A 16,706-nucleotide genomic window follows, 5' to 3' on the forward strand; every position below is an offset into this window, starting at 1 on the left:
ACAGCTTACCGGAAAAAGGCATACAGTGACTACTGTTACGCGATAGCGTTATCTGCTTCAACAGCTTGATAAAAGCGTTCCAGTATGTCAGGAAAGGCTGATTGCACCCGGTTCCAACTTGGCACGAAGGGCTTATAGCCAAGCGACATTATTTTGATAACAATTAGCTGTATTTTTTTGCCACATATTCAGGGCATTGGCTGTAATCATTTTTAAATCGGTTGGCTATAGCAACTCTTCGACGCTTTTTGCACGTTTCAGATAAGGCGGCCACAACGCGCTGTTGAAGCATATTCCGTTGCCGCTGCGATCCCTGACCTTGGGCACTTTAATTTCAACATCCCCAATACCCGTCTGTATGGTTCGCTGTGGCAAATAGCCGTTACGAACGACAGCATGACGCCCGTCGTCAAGGCGGCGTTCAGCATGTTGTTGCAGCATGGCTTCGAGCTCAACCTCAACGGCGGCAGCTATCAGCTGTCTGGCACCATTACGAATGAGTTCATGCAAGGGATCACCGGCAATATCTGGTTCTGCGGAGAGCTGTAGGGTAGACTTTTTCATGGGGTATCATCTCTCTGTTGTTGAAATCATCCACGAAATCAATCAGCAGGATACGCCCCCCTCCCCGAAACCCCGTACACCAGAAATGAGCATAACTCCATGCAGGGTATATGGTAGAGTATTTGCCTACATATTCGCCAGATCTTAACCCAATTGAGCATAAATGGGCACAAGCAAAAAGCAAAAAAAGAGAGAGTGGTTGCGATACAGAGATTTTGTTCTCAGTCCATATGGTGTAATCAAAATTAAGTCTCTTGGCTATATCGCAACGCGGGGCATCATTGGGTCTATACGGCGCAGTCAGGACAAATCAGTGTACGTTTTTTCAACGAACGCTGGCAGGTTTTACCCTATCGTGAGCGGCTATTGCCGTTTTGGTATCATCAGTGGTTTGGCGTAAAGCGCGATAGTGAGTAGAATAAGCGGCTATTTATAAATAATTCAGGTTTAATGCATGCTGAATGATAAAGATCTCTCCACTTGGCGGACCTTCCGTCGCCTGTGGCCGATGATTTCTCCCTTTAAGGCGGGCTTAGCCGCGGCGGCAATTGCGCTTATCATCAATGCGGCTGGTGACACGCTGATGCTCTCGCTGTTGAAGCCTTTGCTGGATGAAGGGGTTGGGAAAACCGATCGCAGCATTCTGCTGTGGATGCCACTGGTGGTGATGGGCCTGATGCTGGTACGCGGGGTAACCGGTTATGTGTCCGCCTACTGCGTCTCTTGGGTATCGGGCAAGGTGGTCATGAATATGCGCCGTCGCTTGTTTAGCCATATCATGGGTATGCCCGTAGGCTTCTTCGATCAGCAATCAACGGGAACACTGCTCTCTCGCATTACCTATGATTCTGAACAGGTGGCTTCGTCCTCATCCGTCGCGTTGATTACGTTGGTGCGTGAAGGTGCATCGATTATCGGTCTGTTTGTGCTGATGTTTTACTACAGTTGGCAGCTGTCTATTATCCTGATTGTTATCGCTCCCATCGTGGCTATTGCGATCCGCGTGGTATCTAAACGCTTTCGTAATATCAGCAAAAATATTCAGAACACCATGGGGCAGGTGACGGCCAGCGCCGAGCAGATGCTGAAAGGCCATAAAGAAGTGCTGATTTTCGGCGGTCAGGACGTTGAAGTGGCGCGTTTTGATAAAGTCAGTAACCGCATTCGTACCCAAGGCATGAAAATGGTTTCGGCGTCAGCGATTTCTGATCCGATTATCCAGTTGATTGCGTCTCTGGCGCTGGCATTTGTGCTCTATGCCGCCAGCTTCCCGAGTGTGATGGATACGCTGACGGCCGGGACCATTACCGTGGTATTCTCCTCGATGATCGCCCTGATGCGTCCGCTTAAATCGTTAACTAACGTCAATGCCCAGTTTCAACGCGGCATGGCAGCCTGCCAAACGCTGTTTGCCATTCTGGATATGGAGCAGGAGAAAGACGAAGGTACGCGAGTGCTGGAAAGGGCCGAAGGCGATTTGGAATTCCGCAACGTCAGTTTTTCCTATCCGACCAAAGAGACATTGGCGTTGAGGAATGTCAGTCTGCACATTCCTCCGGGTAAAACGGTGGCGTTGGTTGGGCGTTCGGGTTCCGGCAAGTCCACTATCGCCAATCTGATCACGCGTTTTTACGACATTCAATCCGGTGAGATCCTGCTGGATGGGCATGACCTGCGCGACTATACGCTCTCCTCGCTGCGTCGTCAGGTCGCACTAGTGTCGCAACACGTGCACCTGTTTAACGACACCATTGCTAATAATATCTCGTATGCCTGCGGCGATCGCTACTCGCGAGAAGACATCGAGCGCGCAGCTAAAATGGCCCATGCGATGGACTTTATTAGCAAAATGGATAACGGACTGGATACGATTATCGGTGAAAATGGCGTATTGCTCTCTGGCGGGCAACGTCAGCGTATCGCCATTGCACGCGCATTGCTGCGTGATTGTCCGATTCTGGTGCTGGATGAAGCCACGTCAGCACTGGATACAGAATCAGAACGAGCGATTCAGGCTGCGCTGGATGAGCTGCAAAAAGATCGTACCGCGTTGGTGATTGCGCACCGTTTGTCTACCATCGAGAGTGCTGATGAGATTCTGGTCGTTGAGGACGGGCAAATTATTGAACGCGGGCCGCACGCGGAGCTGCTGGCGAAAAATGGCGCTTACGCACAGTTGCATAAAATGCAGTTTGGCGAATGATAGCGCGCATCTGGTCTGGTGAATCGCGGCTCTACTGGCTGCTGATCCCTTTGGCGATGTTGTACGGACTGATAACGGCGGTTATCCGCTATAGCTATCGTGCTGGCTGGCGTCGTGCTTGGCGCGCGCCTATCCCGGTAGCGGTTGTGGGAAACCTGACCGCCGGTGGAAATGGTAAAACGCCGCTGGTGGTCTGGCTGGTGGAGCAACTGCAACGCCAAGGGTATCGCGTTGGCGTGGTATCGCGTGGCTACGGTGGCAAGGCGGAGCGCTATCCGCTGGTGGTGGATGCCTCGGTATCTACGGCGCAAGCGGGAGATGAGCCAGTGCTGATTTACCAGCGCACGGGCGCTGCGGTGGCGGTATCCCCTGTGCGGCGCGATGCCATTGAAGCGCTACTGGCGCGTCAGCAGCTTGATGTGATTGTCACCGATGATGGTTTACAGCACTATGCGCTGGCGCGGGATATCGAGATTGTGGTAGTGGACGGTGAGCGTCGTTTTGGTAACGGCTGGTGGCTGCCCGCCGGGCCTATGCGCGAACGGGCCGATCGTTTTCGCAGTGTGGATGCCATTGTGGTTAACGGTGGCGTATCCCGGTTCGGCGAAATAGCCATGCATTTGCAACCGGCTGACGCGATTAATGTACTCACGGGAGAAACCTGCCCGGTGGCTACTTTGACCGGAAGTGTCGCCATGGCAGGCATTGGTCATCCTCCCCGATTTTTTGCCACGCTACGGGCTCAAGGCGTAAACGTTGTGCGCGAAGTCACGTTTGCCGATCACCAAACTTATTTGCCAGAAGCCATTCAAGCGCTGACCGAGGATAATCAGCAGCCATTGCTGATGACGGAAAAAGATGCGGTGAAGTGCCGCGCTTTCGCCCAGGCTAACTGGTGGTACGTACCGGTAGATGCGCAACTTGCCGAGCCTGGAGCATCGCTATTGCTGGATAAGATAACGTCACTGTTGCCTTCGCCGCGCGCGTAACCTGGCTACCTATTTTGTTTGTAAGCACCTTTAATGGAGGATGCATGGATCACCGTTTACTCGAGATCGTTGCCTGTCCGGTATGCAACGGACGCTTGTACTACAACAAAGAGAAGCTGGAACTGATTTGTAAAACGGATGCTTTGGCCTATCCGGTGCGTGATGGTATTCCGGTCCTGCTGGAAGACGAAGCGCGTAAAATTCCCGCAGATGAGATAACACAATGAGTTTTACTGCGATCATACCTGCGCGCTATGCCTCGACGCGCTTACCGGGAAAGCCGCTGGCCGATATCAACGGTAAGCCGATGGTGGTGCATGTGATGGAACGCGCCTTGGAGTCCGGTGCCAGCCGTGTTATTGTCGCGACGGATCATCCTGACGTTCAACGTGCGGTGGAACTGGCTGGCGGGGAAGTGTGTCTGACTAGCCCCGATCACCATTCTGGTACGGAACGTTTGGCAGAGGTTATCGAGCGTTACCAATTCCCGGATGATGAAATCATCGTTAACGTCCAAGGGGATGAACCCTTGATTCCTCCGGTGATTATTCGTCAGGTGGCGGATAATCTGGCCGTGTGTCAGGCCGGGATGGCGACGTTAGCCGTACCTATCACCACAGCAGAAGAGGCGTTTAACCCCAATGCGGTAAAAGTGGTGATGGATGCGCAGGGCTACGCGCTCTATTTTTCCCGCGCCACCATTCCTTGGGATCGCGAGCGTTTTGCTCAAAACAAGGAGACGATTGGCGACCACTTCTTACGCCATATTGGCATCTACGCTTATCGCGCAGGGTTTATCCGTCGTTATGTGACCTGGCAACCCAGTAGCCTTGAGCAGATCGAACTGCTCGAACAGTTACGTGTGCTGTGGTACGGCGAGAAAATCCATGTCGCGGTAGCGCAGGCTGTGCCCAGCGTCGGCGTAGATACGCCAGAAGATTTACAGCGCGTGCGGGCGGTGATGCTGTAACGCTTGCTACTTACGCTCCCTCCGTCATTCCCGCGGAGGCGGGAATCTCTTGCGACGAAACGCCTTTATTCTCGCAGAGATCCCCTGCTTTCGCCGAGGATGACGAAGGGGAACGTGACGTTTTTATCTACTCCCCCACTTGCTTGTGACATCACTTCTCGCCTTGCGCCAAAACCGGTATACCGCCTGCCGATGGCACTTTATTTGGGCTTTGTTGAATAAATAGATTTTATGCTGGCAGCCCAGCGAAACGACGGATCCTCGCAACGTAAAATCATGCAGTTAGGCCTCATGAGAAAAATGTACACCTGAGATGACAAGCATTTTCAACCAAAACTGGCATGGAAAAACAGCATGATTACCTATTATTCAACAAAGCCCTTTATTTGATCTATATTGAAGAAATTGACGGCGGTCCACCGCATGATGACACGCGGGATCCTGAAGCAGGAGCGAGGTTTAGCAAGGTATGGAACATTTGAAGGCTGAATTAAGCACGGTGTTGGGGGAAAAATTAAGCCGGCTCGAACGCATCAGTGAGCAACCCTACGTACACTTATACGCCCTGTATGACAATAACGGCAACGCCATGCCGCTGTTGGCGAAAAGCTATGTTTGTCAGGGCATCGCGCAGCAAGAAGCGTACAAGCTTTCCATGCTGGAGCGCGAGGGGGATGTACGCTTGCCGACGCTGTACGGTGTGGTGATCACCCAGGAAGCCCCCTACAAAGAGCTGCTGTTGATTGAGCGCCTGCGCGGTGTATCAGTCGAAGCGCCAACGCGCACCCCCGAGCGTTGGGCATAGCTGATGGATCATGTGGTTGAAAGCATGCTGCGCTGGCACCGCATCGATAGTCACGGCTGTGTGGGCAGCATGGATAGCACGCAGGATAACGATTGGCTCAGTTGGTACGAACAGCGGTTGGAGGTGCTTTGGTCAACGTTATTGAATGTAGGTGCACCGTTACTGACGAAGGAAGATCGCAGCGTGTTGTATCGCTCGCGCCAGTGTCTTGATGCCTTGTTTGATGATTTTGATGACGGTTGCGTGTTGGTGCACGGTAATTTATCGCTGCGCAGTATGCTCAAAGACCCGCGCAGCGATCAATTGCTGGCGATGATCAACCCCGGCATGATGTTGTGGGCTCCCAGAGAATATGACATGTTTCGCCTGTGCGAGCCGGGTATGTCGGAAGCGTTACTCTATCGCTACCTGCAAAAAGCACCGTTGGCGGAAAATTTTGTCTATCGTCGCTGGCTTTACGTCATTTGGGAAGCGGCTTCTCGCTACCTTCACACCGGACAATTGGATCGCGCGCTGTTCGATCGCGCCACGCGCGAATTGACTCCGTGGCTGGAATAGATCTCTCAGTTCGACGCCGCTTCTGGCGGCCTTTCGCTGCCTTTCAACCGTTGCCACAGTAAGCCTAGGGTCTCATACCAGGCACGTTCACTGTGAGACAGATAAAACGCTGAAGGGAATATTTTTTCCCACGGATTGAGCGCGCTGGTAATGGCCAACTGATTGGCGGGGGCCGGTATAGGATGCAGTCCTTGCGCCTGGAAGAACACCATGGCTCGCGGCAGATGACTGGCTGATGTCACTAGCAGAAAAGGCTGTTGTCCGATAAAGGCCGCCGTGCCCGCGGCTTCTTCTTCCGTGTCGCGCGGCGTATCCAGCGTGATGATATCCTCGCGCGGAATCCCCAGACTCTCCGCGACCAACGCAGCGGTTTGTGCGCTGCTCATCGGATTTCCCTGTGCGGCTGCGCCAGTGAAAATCAGTTTTGTGCCGGGATTGGCATGATAAAGACGTACGCCTTCGGTCACCCGTGACAGGCTGTTACCGATTAAATTGGCGCTCGGTGCCCATGCCGGGTTGTAGGTATAGCCACCGCCCAGCACCACGATATACGGAATCGGTGCTGCGCTTGCCTGCCAAGTCGTGTAGTGGCTTTCCAACGGCAGCAGCAGCTTATCGGCGATGGGTTGCACACTCAGCAGCAATAACGCCAGCCAGGCGCAGGAAATAACGGCTTTTCCCCCTCGTTGCCAGCGCGAGAACCACAGCAGCGCCAGACCAACGCCCATCAGCACCAGCAATAATGGGAGCGGTTGCAGCAATCCGCCAACGACTTTTTTTAGGGTAAACAGCATGAAATCAGGTTCCCTTTGGGTGAAAAAACGGCATCCGGCAAAATATCGTGCGGTCAGGCGGTTTATTCTTGTGCCGCCTGTGCCAAAACAACAGGTTGAAGGAAATATGGCGTTATACCCGAACATCGGGTATATGAGGGCACTCCGTGCCAGACGATCGCCCTAACGATGACGTGGAACGCAGCACAATGCAAGATCGCAATTTTAACGATATCGCCGAAAAGTTTGCCCGTAATATCTATGGCACCACCAAAGGCCAGGTGCGTCAGGCGGTGCTGTGGCAGGATTTGGATGCGTTGCTGAAAACATTGCCTGACCGGCCTTTGCGGATTCTTGATGCGGGCGGTGGTGAAGGGCACATGGCCTGTCGGTTGGCGGCTTTAGGACATCAGGTCTTGTTGTGCGATGTTTCAGATGAGATGATTCACCGCGCCAGCAGCATCGCTCAGGAACAGGGCGTAGCCGATAATATGCGTTTCGTTCCCTGTGCCGCGCAGGATATTGCGGATCATATGGCGTATCCGGCGGATTTAATCTTGTTCCATGCAGTGCTGGAATGGGTAGCCGATCCGCAGGCGATATTGCGGACGTTAACGGATTGTCTGGCTCCTGACGGTGTTTTTTCGCTGATGTTTTATAATCATCATGCACTTTTGCTGCGCAATATGGTGCTGGGTAATTTTTCCTATGTGCAAGCCGGTATGCCAAAGCGCAAACGACGTTCGCTGTCGCCGGATCATCCCCTCGATCCTCAGCAGGTTTATGGCTGGCTCGATGCGTTGGGGATGACGATTGAAGGAAAGACCGGTGTACGGGTGTTTCATGACTACTTGCAGAACAAGCAGCAACAAATCGATAATTTCGAGGAATTGTTAGCGTTGGAACAGCGCTATTGTCGCCAGGAGCCTTTTGTTAGCCTGGGACGCTATATTCATGTCATGGCGCGTAAACGCCCTATAAAGGATGCTCTATGAGTGATTTTTCCCAGACAGTGCCGGAACTGGTTGCCTGGGCGCGAAAAAATGATTTTTCCCTGTCACTCCCCACCGAACGCTTGGCGTTTCTGCTGGCGATTGCCACGCTGAACAGCGAGCGGATGGATGGCGAAATGAGTGAAGGGGAACTGGTGGATGCCTTTCGTCACGTCAGCAAGGGATTTGAACAAACCCATGAAACCGTGGCAATGCGTGCCAATAACGCCATCAACGATTTGGTACGCCAGCGTTTGGTGAATCGCTTTGTCAGTGAAATGGCGGATGGCAATGCCATCTACCGGCTGACGCCGCTCGGTATTGGCATCACCGACTATTACATCCGCCAGCGCGAGTTTTCGACTCTGCGCCTGTCTATGCAACTATCTATTGTAGCGCAAGAACTGTTGCGCGCGGCGGAGGCCGCAGAAGAGGGGGGCGATGAGTTCCACTGGCACCGTAATGTATTCGCGCCGCTTAAATATTCGGTGGCGGAAATTTTTGACAGTATCGATCTTTCTCAGCGTGTGATGGACGAGCAGCAGCAGGGGGTGAAAGATGATATCGCTGCTCTGCTGACGCAAGATTGGCGCGCCGCCATCTCCAGTTGTGAGCATTTGCTGACAGAAACCTCCGGCATCCTGCGTGAATTGCAGGACACATTGGAAGCGGCGGGTGATAAGTTGCAAACCAGCTTGTTGCAGATCCAGGAGGCGACGATGCAGCATCCTGAGCTCGAGTTTGTTGATAAACTGGTGTTCGATTTGCAAGCCAAGCTTGACCGCATCATCAGCTGGGGGCAGCAAACTATCGATCTGTGGATTGGCTATGACAGGCACGTCCACAAGTTTATCCGTACCGCCATTGATATGGATAAAAACCGGGTATTCGCTCAGCGCCTGCGCCAGTCGGTGCAAAATTATTTTGACCAGCCCTGGGCGTTGACCTTTGCCAATGCCGATCGTCTGCTGGACATGCGCGATGAAGAGCTGGCGCTGCGTAGTGATGAAGTGACAGGCGAATTGCCACCGGAGCTGGAGTATGAAGAATTCAGCGAAATGCGCGAACAGATCGCCGCGCTGATAGAAGCGGCGCTGCAAAAATATAAAACCGAGCGCATCCCGCTCAACCTAGTGGACGTGGTACGCGATTACCTAAGTCACTATCCCCGGGCGCAGCATTTTGATGTGGCACGAATCGTGGTCGACCAGGCGGTGCGTCTGGGTGTGGCCGAAGCGGATTTCACCGGATTGCCTGCGCTATGGCAGTCAATCAATGATTACGGAGCCAAGGTACAGGCCCATGTCATCGACAACTATTGATAAAATCATGCCAGCTAAACTGGCAACGGCGTTAGCCAATACCCTGTTTCCCGCGCTCGATAGCCAACTGCGTGCGGGACGACATATCGGCGTGGAAGAGCTGGAGAACCATGCTTACCTGATGGATTTTCAGGACGTGTTGGAGGAGTTCTACGCACGCTATAACGTGGAACTGATCCGCGCGCCGGAAGGTTTCTTCTATCTGCGTCCGCGATCGACCACCCTGATCCCGCGTTCGGTGCTGTCAGAGTTGGACATGATGGTGGGAAAAATTCTCTGCTATCTCTACCTCAGTCCGGAGCGACTGGCGCAAGAGGGCATTTTCACTCAGCAGGAACTTTATGAAGAGCTGTTGAGTCTGGCCGATGAAAACAAGTTGCTGAAGTTGGTCAACCAACGTTCAACCGGCTCGGATCTTGACCGGCAGAAATTGCAGGAGAAGGTTAGAACCTCGTTGAATCGCTTGCGGCGCTTGGGGATGGTCTACTTCATGGGCAACGACAGCAGCAAATTCCGTATCACCGAAGCGGCGTTTCGTTTCGGTGCCGACGTGCGCAGCGGCGACGATGCACGTGAAGCACAGTTGCGCATGATCCGTGATGGCGAAGCACTGCCGTTAGATAGCGGCCTGTCGTTGAACGATGAGGTCGAAGAGGGTGAAAGTGCGCAAGACAATGCGTCAGAGAGTGGAGAGGAAGAATAACAATGATTAAACGCGGTAAATTTCGCTCACTGACGCTGGTCAACTGGAACGGTTTTTTTGCCCGGACGTTCGATTTGGACGAACTGGTTACCACCTTGTCCGGCGGTAACGGCGCGGGAAAATCGACGACGATGGCGGCCTTTATCACCGCGCTGATCCCCGATTTGACGTTGCTGCATTTCCGTAACACTACGGAGGCGGGGGCCACCAGCGGCTCACGCGATAAAGGGCTGCACGGCAAGCTGCGCGCCGGCGTGTGTTATGCCACGTTGGACGTCGTCAATTCCCGCCATCAACGCGTGTTGGTCGGGGTGCGCCTGCAACAGGTTGCAGGGCGCGATAAAAAAGTCGATATCAAACCCTTTGCCATTCAGGGATTGCCCACTACGTTGCAGCCGACGCAGGTGCTGACCCAGTCATTGGGCGAACGCCAGGTTCGGGTGTTGACGTTGCAAGAACTGAAAGATCATGTGGAAGAGATGGAGGGCGTGCTGTTCAAACAGTTCAACTCCATGACCGATTACCATGCGCTGATGTTTGATTTGGGCGTGGTGCCTCGTCGGTTACGCTCCGTTTCCGATCGCAGTAAATTCTATCGCTTGATCGAAGCCTCTCTGTACGGCGGGATCTCCAGCGCCATCACTCGATCGCTGCGTGATTATCTTCTGCAGGAAAATAGCGGGGTGCGCAAGGCGTTCCAGGACATGGAAGCGGCATTGCGGGAAAACCGTATGACACTGGAAGCCATCCGGGTGACGCAATCGGATCACGATCTGTTCAAACACCTGATTTCAGAAGCCACTTCCTACGTGGCTGCTGACTATATGCGCCATGCCAATGAGCGGCGGGTGCATTTGGATGGTGCGCTGGCGCTGCGTCATGACCTGTTTGGTAGTCGCAAGCAGCTGGTGCATGAGCAGTACCGCCATGTGGAAATGGCGCGCGAGTTGGCGGAACAAACGGACGCCGAAAGCGATTTGGAAACCGATCACCAGGCTGCCAGCGACCACCTTAACCTAGTGCAAACGGCGCTGCGTCAGCAGGAGAAGATTGAGCGTTACGACGCGGATCTGGAAGAGCTGCGTTCGCGTCTGGAAGAGCAGGACATCGTGGTAGAAGAAGCGCGCGAGCAGCTCGAAGAGAACGACGCGCGCGCCCAAGCTGCCGAGCAGGAAGTGGATGAACTGAAAAGCCAACTCGCTGACTACCAGCAGGCGCTGGACGTGCAGCAGACACGGGCGATCCAGTACCAGCAGGCGCAACAGGCATTGGAGCGGGCTCGCTCGCTCTGCCAGTTGCCGGACTTAACGGCGGATAACGCCGATGAGTGGCTGGAAACCTTCCACGCGCGGGAGCAGGAGGCGACCGAACTGTTGCTGCAACTGGAACAAACCCTGAGCGTTTCCGATGCGGCACATAACCAATTTGAAGAAGCCTATCAGCTAGTTTGCAAAATTGTGGGTAACGTTTCGCGTAGCGAGGCCTGGCAGGCGGCGCGTGATGTGCTGCGCGACAGCACCTCGCAGCGCTATCAGGCAGAACTTGTGCATCCTTTGCGCGGCCGTCTGACTGAACTGGAACAGCGTCTGCGCGAGCAGCAAGAAGCAGAACGTCTGCTGCAAGAGTTTGGCAAACGCTATGGTCAGCCCTGTGAGTCGGAAGACTTGGACAGCTTGCAGCAGGAACTGGAACTGAAGATTGAAACCCTCTCTGCGCAGGTCGCGGAAGCCGGGGAGTGTCGTTTGGCGCTGCGTCAAGAACTGGAGCAGACCCAGCAACAAATCCAGACATTAACCGCGCGTGCACCGGTGTGGCTGGCTGCACAGGAAGCCCTGACGCAATTAAGTGAACAGAGTGGGGCGACGTTTGCTGATGGTCAGGCACTGACCGAGCATTTGCAGCAACTGCTGGAGCGTGAGCGTGAAATCACGGTCGAGCGTGATGAGGTAGCGGCGCGTAAACGTCACATCGACGATCAAATCGAGCGGTTAAGTCAGCCAGGTGGTGCGGAAGATCCGCGGATGGCGGCGCTGGCAGAACGCTTTGGCGGAGTGTTGCTGTCCGAAATTTATGATGACGTGACGCTGGACGATGCGCCGTACTACTCCGCGCTCTACGGGCCATCACGCCACGGCATCGTTGTGGCCGATCTATCGCTGGTGCGTGAGCAGCTTGAAGGGTTGGAGGACTGTCCGGAAGATATCTATCTGATCGAAGGAGATCCGCAATCGTTCGATGACAGCGTCTTTGCAGTAGAAGAGTTACAAAAAGCGGTGGTGGTTAAAATCGCCGATCGCCAATGGCGCTATTCGCGTTTCCCTAACGTGCCGTTGTTTGGTCGCGCGGCGCGCGAAAACCGGCTGGAGAGTCTGCGCGACGAACGTGAAGCGCTGGCAGAGCAGTACGCCACTCTGTCGTTTGACGTGCAAAAGACGCAGCGTTTGCACCAAGCCTTCAGCCATTTTATCGGTTCTCATCTGGCTATTGCGTTCGATGACGATCCTGAGGCGGCGCTGCGTCCCTTGAGCTCACGTCGCGGTGAGTTGGACCGTGCCATTAATAATTTTGACGCAGAAAACCAGCAGCAACGTCAGCAATACGACCATGCTAAAGAGTGTGTTCCATTGCTGAACCGCCTGATCCCACGTGTCAGCCTGCTGTGTGATGATACCTTGCATGACCGAATCGAGGAGATTCGCGACGAGCTGGATGCCGCAGAAGAGTCCGCACAATTTATTACGCAGCACGGTACGTCGTTGGTGAAACTGGAGCCATTGGTGGCGGTGCTGCAAAGCGATCCACAGCAGCATGAACAGCTGCGAGCACAGTACACCCAGGCGCAAAGTGCACAGCGTCAGGCGAAACAGCAGGCGTTTGCCTTAACGGAAGTGGTGCAACGGCGTCCTCATTTCAGCTATAGCGACTCAGCGGACATGCTGGGGGAAGATGTCGATTTGAATGACAAATTGCGCCAACGGTTGGATCAGGCAGAAACCGAGCGTACCCGTTCGCGTGAACAATTGCGTCAGAAGCAGGCGCAGTTAACGCAGTACAGCCAGGTGGAGGCTTCGTTGCGCAGTGCGCATGACGCCAAAAATGAAATGCACAAAGAGCTTATTCAGGAGTTGCAGGAGATCGGCGTGCGCGCGGATGCGGATGCAGAAGCTCGCGCCCGTACTTGCCGTGATGAATTGCATGCTGCCTTGAGTGCCAACCGCACGCGCCGTAATCAGTTGGAGAAGCAGATTACCTTCTGTGAAGCGGAAATGGATGGCTTGCAGAAAAAATTGCGCAAAGTGGAACGTGATTATCACCAGATGCGCGAACAGGTGGTGACTGCGAAGGCGGGCTGGTGTGTCGTCATGCGCCTAGTGAAAGACAATGGCGTGGAGCGCCGTTTGCACCGTCGTGAACTGGCCTACATGGACGCTGACGAATTGCGTTCCATGTCGGATAAAGCGCTGGGGGCATTGCGACTGGCGGTTGCGAATAATGAACATCTGCGTGATGTGCTGCGCGCATCGGAAGATCCAAAGCGGCCTGAGCGCAAAGTGCAGTTCTATATTGCGGTTTATCAGCATCTGCGTGAGCGTATTCGTCAGGACATTATTCGTACCGATGATCCGGTTGAAGCCATTGAGCAGATGGAAATTGAACTCAACCGCCTGACCGAAGAACTGACCGCGCGTGAGAAAACGCTGGCGATCAGTTCCAAGAGCGTGGCAAACATTATTCGCAAAACCATCCAGCGTGAGCAAAACCGCATACGCATGCTGAACCAGGGCTTGCAGGTGGTTGCGTTTGGGCAGGTGAAAAGCGTGCGCTTGAACGTCAACGTGCGTGAAACACACACCACGCTGCTCAATGTGCTCTCGGAACAGCAAGAGATGCATCAGGACCTGTTCAGCAGCAACCGGTTGACCTTCTCGGAAGCGCTGGCGAAGCTTTACCAACGCCTTAATCCTGAAGTGGATATGGGACAACGCACGCCGCAAACTATCGGTGAGGAACTGCTCGATTACCGTAACTACCTTGAGATGGAAGTGGAGGTTAATCGCGGTGCCGATGGCTGGTTGCGTGCAGAGAGCGGCGCGCTTTCCACCGGTGAAGCGATCGGGACCGGGATGTCGATTCTGGTGATGGTGGTGCAGAGCTGGGAAGATGAATCCAAACGCTTGCGCGGCAAAGATATTATCCCGTGTCGTTTGCTGTTCCTCGATGAAGCGGCGCGTCTGGATGCGAAATCCATCGCTACGTTATTCGAACTGTGCGAGCGGTTGGAAATGCAGTTGGTGATTGCTGCACCGGAAAATATCAGTCCGGAAAAAGGCACCACCTATAAGCTGGTGCGTAAGGTGTTCCAGAATCAGGAGCATGTGCACGTGGTCGGACTGCGTGGTTTTGCCAGTGAGAATGAAGCGCCGCAGGTACAGGCATCGTAGCAGCACGCTTACGCTATAGCGGGCAGAAATTGTGCCAGTCCTGCTTGAAACCGTGATACCTGCGAACGTTGCTCCCGCCGACTTCCATTATTCCCGCGAAGGCGGGAATCTCGTGCAGAAGAAACGCGTTTATTCTTTCAGGGATCCCCGGCTTTCGCCGAGGATAACAAGAGGGAAGTCGGGGATGACGAGTTGTTGACGTGACGTAATTATCAGTCTCAGAGGCCGTGCTAAACGGCCTCTTTTTTTGTCTCTCAGTTTCCCTGATTGGCGCCGCGAACATGACGGACCAGTGAAATAAACATGCGGTAACTGTCAGATCAGGTCTGAGCTAGTACACATAAGCCCTACCCGCGTCACCAAGCCAGTTTTGACACCGGCATCTATTCAGGCATGGAATAACGCTAAAGCAGCCTATAAGCGCGATGGTGATTTGCGCAAAGTGCTTGAACGCATGGACATGTCAGAGGAACACCGTCAGCAGCTTATTAGTGAATGCAGGGAGGCAGCGGCATGATTTGGCATGATATCCAGCAGAACACCGAGGAATGGGAAGCGCTGCGCGTAGGAAAGACCACCGCATCGAATTTCGGGTTAATCATGGCTAACGCAGGGAAAGCGTTTGGCGACCCTGCAAAGCGCTATGCGCTCCAAATTGCACTGGAGCAAATCAAAGGCTGCAAGTCGGAATTCAGCTTTTCAAATGAGCACATGGAGCGTGGTCACGAGCAGGAGCCGATAGCGCGTATGCTGTATGAGGACATGAACTTCATCAGCGTAGATAACGGGGGTTTCTTTGACCACGACACATACGGTGATAGCCCTGACGGATTAGTCGGCAGTGATGGAGTAATAGAGATTAAATCTGTTATCGCACCCACACATTACGCCACATTGCAGTGAGGTAGTTTCGACCCGTCATACCACTGGCAGTTAATCGGCCATCTGGATTGCACCGGGCGTGACTGGGTTGATTTTGTCAGCTATTGCGCCGACTTCCCTGAAGGAAACCAGTTAATTGTATGCCGCATAAACCGTGATGATTGCATGGATGAAATTAACGCACTAAGGAAAAGGCGAGAGCAATTTTTAACACTGGTCATGGAGGTTAAACAAAACATATTAAATCAGGTGGCAGCGTGAGTTCATGCACGTCGTCGGGTGTGCCGTGCAATCATGTTCCGCTTGACAAAAGGGGTAGCATGGTGGGTTGTGCAGGATTCGAACCTGCGACCGATGGATTAAGAGTCCACTGCTCTACCAACTGAGCTAACAACCCGTAGTGGCATAATTAATTAGAGGGCCGTGACGAGAAAAGCTTTCACAACCAGAGAGAAAATACCTAAAACTCCAGCGCTCAGCATCCAGCGAATTAACTTCTGCTCAGAGCGGATACCCGCCATCTCAAGCTGTAAATCCTTGCGAACTATGGCCAAGCGACATTATTTTGATAACAATTAGCTGTATTTTTTTGCCACATATCAGGGCATTGGCTGTAATCATTTTTAAGTCGGTTGGCTATAACTGCATATCCTTATGAACATCAGCTATATCGCGTTTTACCTCGGCAATATCTACCTTGGTAGCGACATCCGCCACTTCATGAGACTTGTGTACGAGGAGCGAAATCGCCCTAGCCTGTTCTCTAGAGATGCCAGCGGTTTCAAGCTCTTCTGACGCCTGCAATGTATCAAATGCAACCTGGCCCATAGCGGATCCTCCTGTATTAAGCCAAGTGTAAGCGATCTGACCGCCAATCTGCAAAATTTTACCCGTTAGCCCTCTGATAACCACATCCGTTTAATTATGGAGAAATCGTTATGTCTAAATTAGTTGTCATTGAAAATGCCACGATGCGTTGCTGAGAAAGAAAATCAGGCCCCTTATCCCGCCGCGAAGCGGGGCGCAATAGTGGCCGGACAAGTACCATGAACGTAATCATGCGGTGGTGGATCAGCATCTGAGCGGGAGTAATGACGTCTGGAAAAAGAAAGTAGGTTATCACTGGCGTTCACTGGCAGAAACAGCGATGTTCCGCATCAAAACTTTGCTGGGTGGCCACCTGAGCCTGCGGGACTATGACACGCAGGTGGGTGAAGCGATGGCGATGGTCAAAGCGCTGAACCGGATGACGCTGTTGGGTATGCCGGCCAGCGTCCGTATTGCATAACAGGTGTTCCAGAGGGACCATCCTGTCGGCTAACTTTGGGCTTTGTTGAATAAATAGATTTTATGCTGGCAGCCCAGCGAAACGACGGATCCTCGCAACGTAAAATCATGCAGTTAGGCCTCATGAGAAAAGTGTACACCTGAGATGACAAGCATTTTCAACCAAAACTGGCATGGAAAAACAGCATGATTACCTATTATTCAACAAAGCCCTAA

The 16,706-nt window shown here is 53.2% G+C and carries 12 protein-coding genes, 1 tRNA gene and 4 pseudogenes; 13 read left to right on the forward strand and 4 right to left on the reverse strand.

Going from position 1 to position 16,706, the window contains the following annotated elements; all coding sequences use genetic code 11:
• Window positions 1-228: 228 nt before the first annotated feature.
• Window positions 229-564, reverse strand: a pseudogene (locus ACD630_RS14860) (transposase); the annotation flags it as partial.
• Between the two features lie 110 nt (window positions 565-674).
• Here ACD630_RS14860 and ACD630_RS14865 point away from each other — a divergent pair.
• From ACD630_RS14865 to ACD630_RS14895, 7 genes and pseudogenes are all read left to right on the forward strand, one after another.
• Window positions 675-803: a transposase gene (locus ACD630_RS14865; protein WP_430359511.1), complete on the forward strand. Its 129-nt coding sequence runs from the start codon at window positions 675-677 to the stop codon at window positions 801-803.
• A 215-nt stretch (window positions 804-1,018) separates the two neighbouring features.
• Entirely contained in the window at window positions 1,019-2,767 is a 1,749-nt protein-coding gene (gene msbA / locus ACD630_RS14870) for a lipid A ABC transporter ATP-binding protein/permease MsbA (RefSeq protein WP_430359512.1), read from the forward strand.
• A complete protein-coding gene (lpxK, locus tag ACD630_RS14875; protein WP_430359513.1) occupies window positions 2,764-3,756 on the forward strand; it encodes a tetraacyldisaccharide 4'-kinase in 993 nt (330 codons plus the stop codon). The genes msbA and lpxK overlap by 4 nt, the downstream gene beginning before the upstream one ends.
• A gap of 44 nt (window positions 3,757-3,800) precedes the next feature.
• On the forward strand, window positions 3,801-3,983 hold the full coding sequence (locus ACD630_RS14880; RefSeq protein WP_430359514.1) for a Trm112 family protein: 183 nt from the start codon (window positions 3,801-3,803) through the stop codon (window positions 3,981-3,983).
• Complete coding sequence (kdsB, locus tag ACD630_RS14885; protein ID WP_430359515.1) at window positions 3,980-4,726, forward strand: 3-deoxy-manno-octulosonate cytidylyltransferase; 747 nt, start codon at window positions 3,980-3,982, stop codon at window positions 4,724-4,726. The genes ACD630_RS14880 and kdsB overlap by 4 nt, the downstream gene beginning before the upstream one ends.
• Before the next feature lie 341 nt (window positions 4,727-5,067).
• Window positions 5,068-5,208, forward strand: a complete 141-nt coding sequence (locus ACD630_RS14890) for a hypothetical protein (RefSeq protein ID WP_430359516.1) — start codon at window positions 5,068-5,070, stop codon at window positions 5,206-5,208.
• A pseudogene (locus ACD630_RS14895) lies at window positions 5,196-6,089 on the forward strand (YcbJ family phosphotransferase). The gene ACD630_RS14890 and the pseudogene ACD630_RS14895 overlap by 13 nt, the downstream one beginning before the upstream one ends.
• A 5-nt stretch (window positions 6,090-6,094) precedes the next feature.
• On the opposite strand, the gene elyC reads toward ACD630_RS14895, so the two are convergent.
• Window positions 6,095-6,883, reverse strand: a complete 789-nt coding sequence (gene elyC / locus ACD630_RS14900; RefSeq protein ID WP_430359517.1) for an envelope biogenesis factor ElyC — start codon at window positions 6,881-6,883, stop codon at window positions 6,095-6,097.
• Between the two features lie 188 nt (window positions 6,884-7,071).
• Here elyC and cmoM point away from each other — a divergent pair, with 188 nt between their 5' ends.
• The 5 genes from cmoM to ACD630_RS14925 all read left to right on the forward strand — a co-directional run bounded on the left by cmoM (window position 7,072) and on the right by ACD630_RS14925 (window position 15,224).
• Entirely contained in the window at window positions 7,072-7,857 is a 786-nt protein-coding gene (gene cmoM, locus ACD630_RS14905; protein ID WP_430360064.1) for a tRNA uridine 5-oxyacetic acid(34) methyltransferase CmoM, read from the forward strand.
• Window positions 7,854-9,176, forward strand: a complete 1,323-nt coding sequence (gene mukF / locus ACD630_RS14910; RefSeq protein WP_430359518.1) for a chromosome partition protein MukF — start codon at window positions 7,854-7,856, stop codon at window positions 9,174-9,176. Before cmoM ends, mukF begins: the two co-directional genes overlap by 4 nt.
• Entirely contained in the window at window positions 9,157-9,879 is a 723-nt protein-coding gene (mukE, locus tag ACD630_RS14915; protein WP_430359519.1) for a chromosome partition protein MukE, read from the forward strand. Before mukF ends, mukE begins: the two co-directional genes overlap by 20 nt.
• Window positions 9,880-9,881: 2 nt before the next feature.
• On the forward strand, window positions 9,882-14,321 hold the full coding sequence (gene mukB / locus ACD630_RS14920; RefSeq protein WP_430359520.1) for a chromosome partition protein MukB: 4,440 nt from the start codon (window positions 9,882-9,884) through the stop codon (window positions 14,319-14,321).
• Between the two features lie 513 nt (window positions 14,322-14,834).
• On the forward strand, window positions 14,835-15,224 hold the full coding sequence (locus tag ACD630_RS14925) for a YqaJ viral recombinase family protein (RefSeq protein WP_430359521.1): 390 nt from the start codon (window positions 14,835-14,837) through the stop codon (window positions 15,222-15,224).
• A gap of 300 nt (window positions 15,225-15,524) precedes the next feature.
• Here ACD630_RS14925 and ACD630_RS14930 read toward each other — a convergent pair.
• Window positions 15,525-15,600, reverse strand: a tRNA-Lys gene (locus ACD630_RS14930).
• A 248-nt stretch (window positions 15,601-15,848) separates the two neighbouring features.
• A pseudogene (locus ACD630_RS14935) lies at window positions 15,849-16,031 on the reverse strand (hypothetical protein); the annotation flags it as partial.
• A gap of 136 nt (window positions 16,032-16,167) precedes the next feature.
• Between ACD630_RS14935 and ACD630_RS14940 the strand changes: the two are divergent.
• A pseudogene (locus tag ACD630_RS14940) lies at window positions 16,168-16,491 on the forward strand (IS5/IS1182 family transposase); the annotation flags it as partial.
• Window positions 16,492-16,706 lie beyond the last annotated feature (215 nt).

Source organism: Symbiopectobacterium sp. RP (genome assembly GCF_050472005.1).
In the GTDB taxonomy this organism is placed as follows: domain Bacteria; phylum Pseudomonadota; class Gammaproteobacteria; order Enterobacterales; family Enterobacteriaceae; genus Symbiopectobacterium.

Bases quoted from the DNA above. Each gene is read 5' to 3' on its own strand.
- cmoM (WP_430360064.1), top strand. From the start codon at position 7,072: ATGCAAGATCGCAATTTTAACGATATCGCCGAAAAGTTTGCCCGTAAT.
- elyC (WP_430359517.1), bottom strand. From the start codon at position 6,883: ATGCTGTTTACCCTAAAAAAAGTCGTTGGCGGATTGCTGCAACCGCTC.
- ACD630_RS14865 (WP_430359511.1), top strand. From the start codon at position 675: ATGGTAGAGTATTTGCCTACATATTCGCCAGATCTTAACCCAATTGAG.
- ACD630_RS14880 (WP_430359514.1), top strand. From the start codon at position 3,801: ATGGATCACCGTTTACTCGAGATCGTTGCCTGTCCGGTATGCAACGGA.
- mukB (WP_430359520.1), top strand. From the start codon at position 9,882: ATGATTAAACGCGGTAAATTTCGCTCACTGACGCTGGTCAACTGGAAC.
- mukE (WP_430359519.1), top strand. From the start codon at position 9,157: ATGTCATCGACAACTATTGATAAAATCATGCCAGCTAAACTGGCAACG.
- msbA (WP_430359512.1), top strand. From the start codon at position 1,019: ATGCTGAATGATAAAGATCTCTCCACTTGGCGGACCTTCCGTCGCCTG.
- lpxK (WP_430359513.1), top strand. From the start codon at position 2,764: ATGATAGCGCGCATCTGGTCTGGTGAATCGCGGCTCTACTGGCTGCTG.
- ACD630_RS14925 (WP_430359521.1), top strand. From the start codon at position 14,835: ATGATTTGGCATGATATCCAGCAGAACACCGAGGAATGGGAAGCGCTG.
- ACD630_RS14890 (WP_430359516.1), top strand. From the start codon at position 5,068: ATGGAAAAACAGCATGATTACCTATTATTCAACAAAGCCCTTTATTTG.
- mukF (WP_430359518.1), top strand. From the start codon at position 7,854: ATGAGTGATTTTTCCCAGACAGTGCCGGAACTGGTTGCCTGGGCGCGA.
- kdsB (WP_430359515.1), top strand. From the start codon at position 3,980: ATGAGTTTTACTGCGATCATACCTGCGCGCTATGCCTCGACGCGCTTA.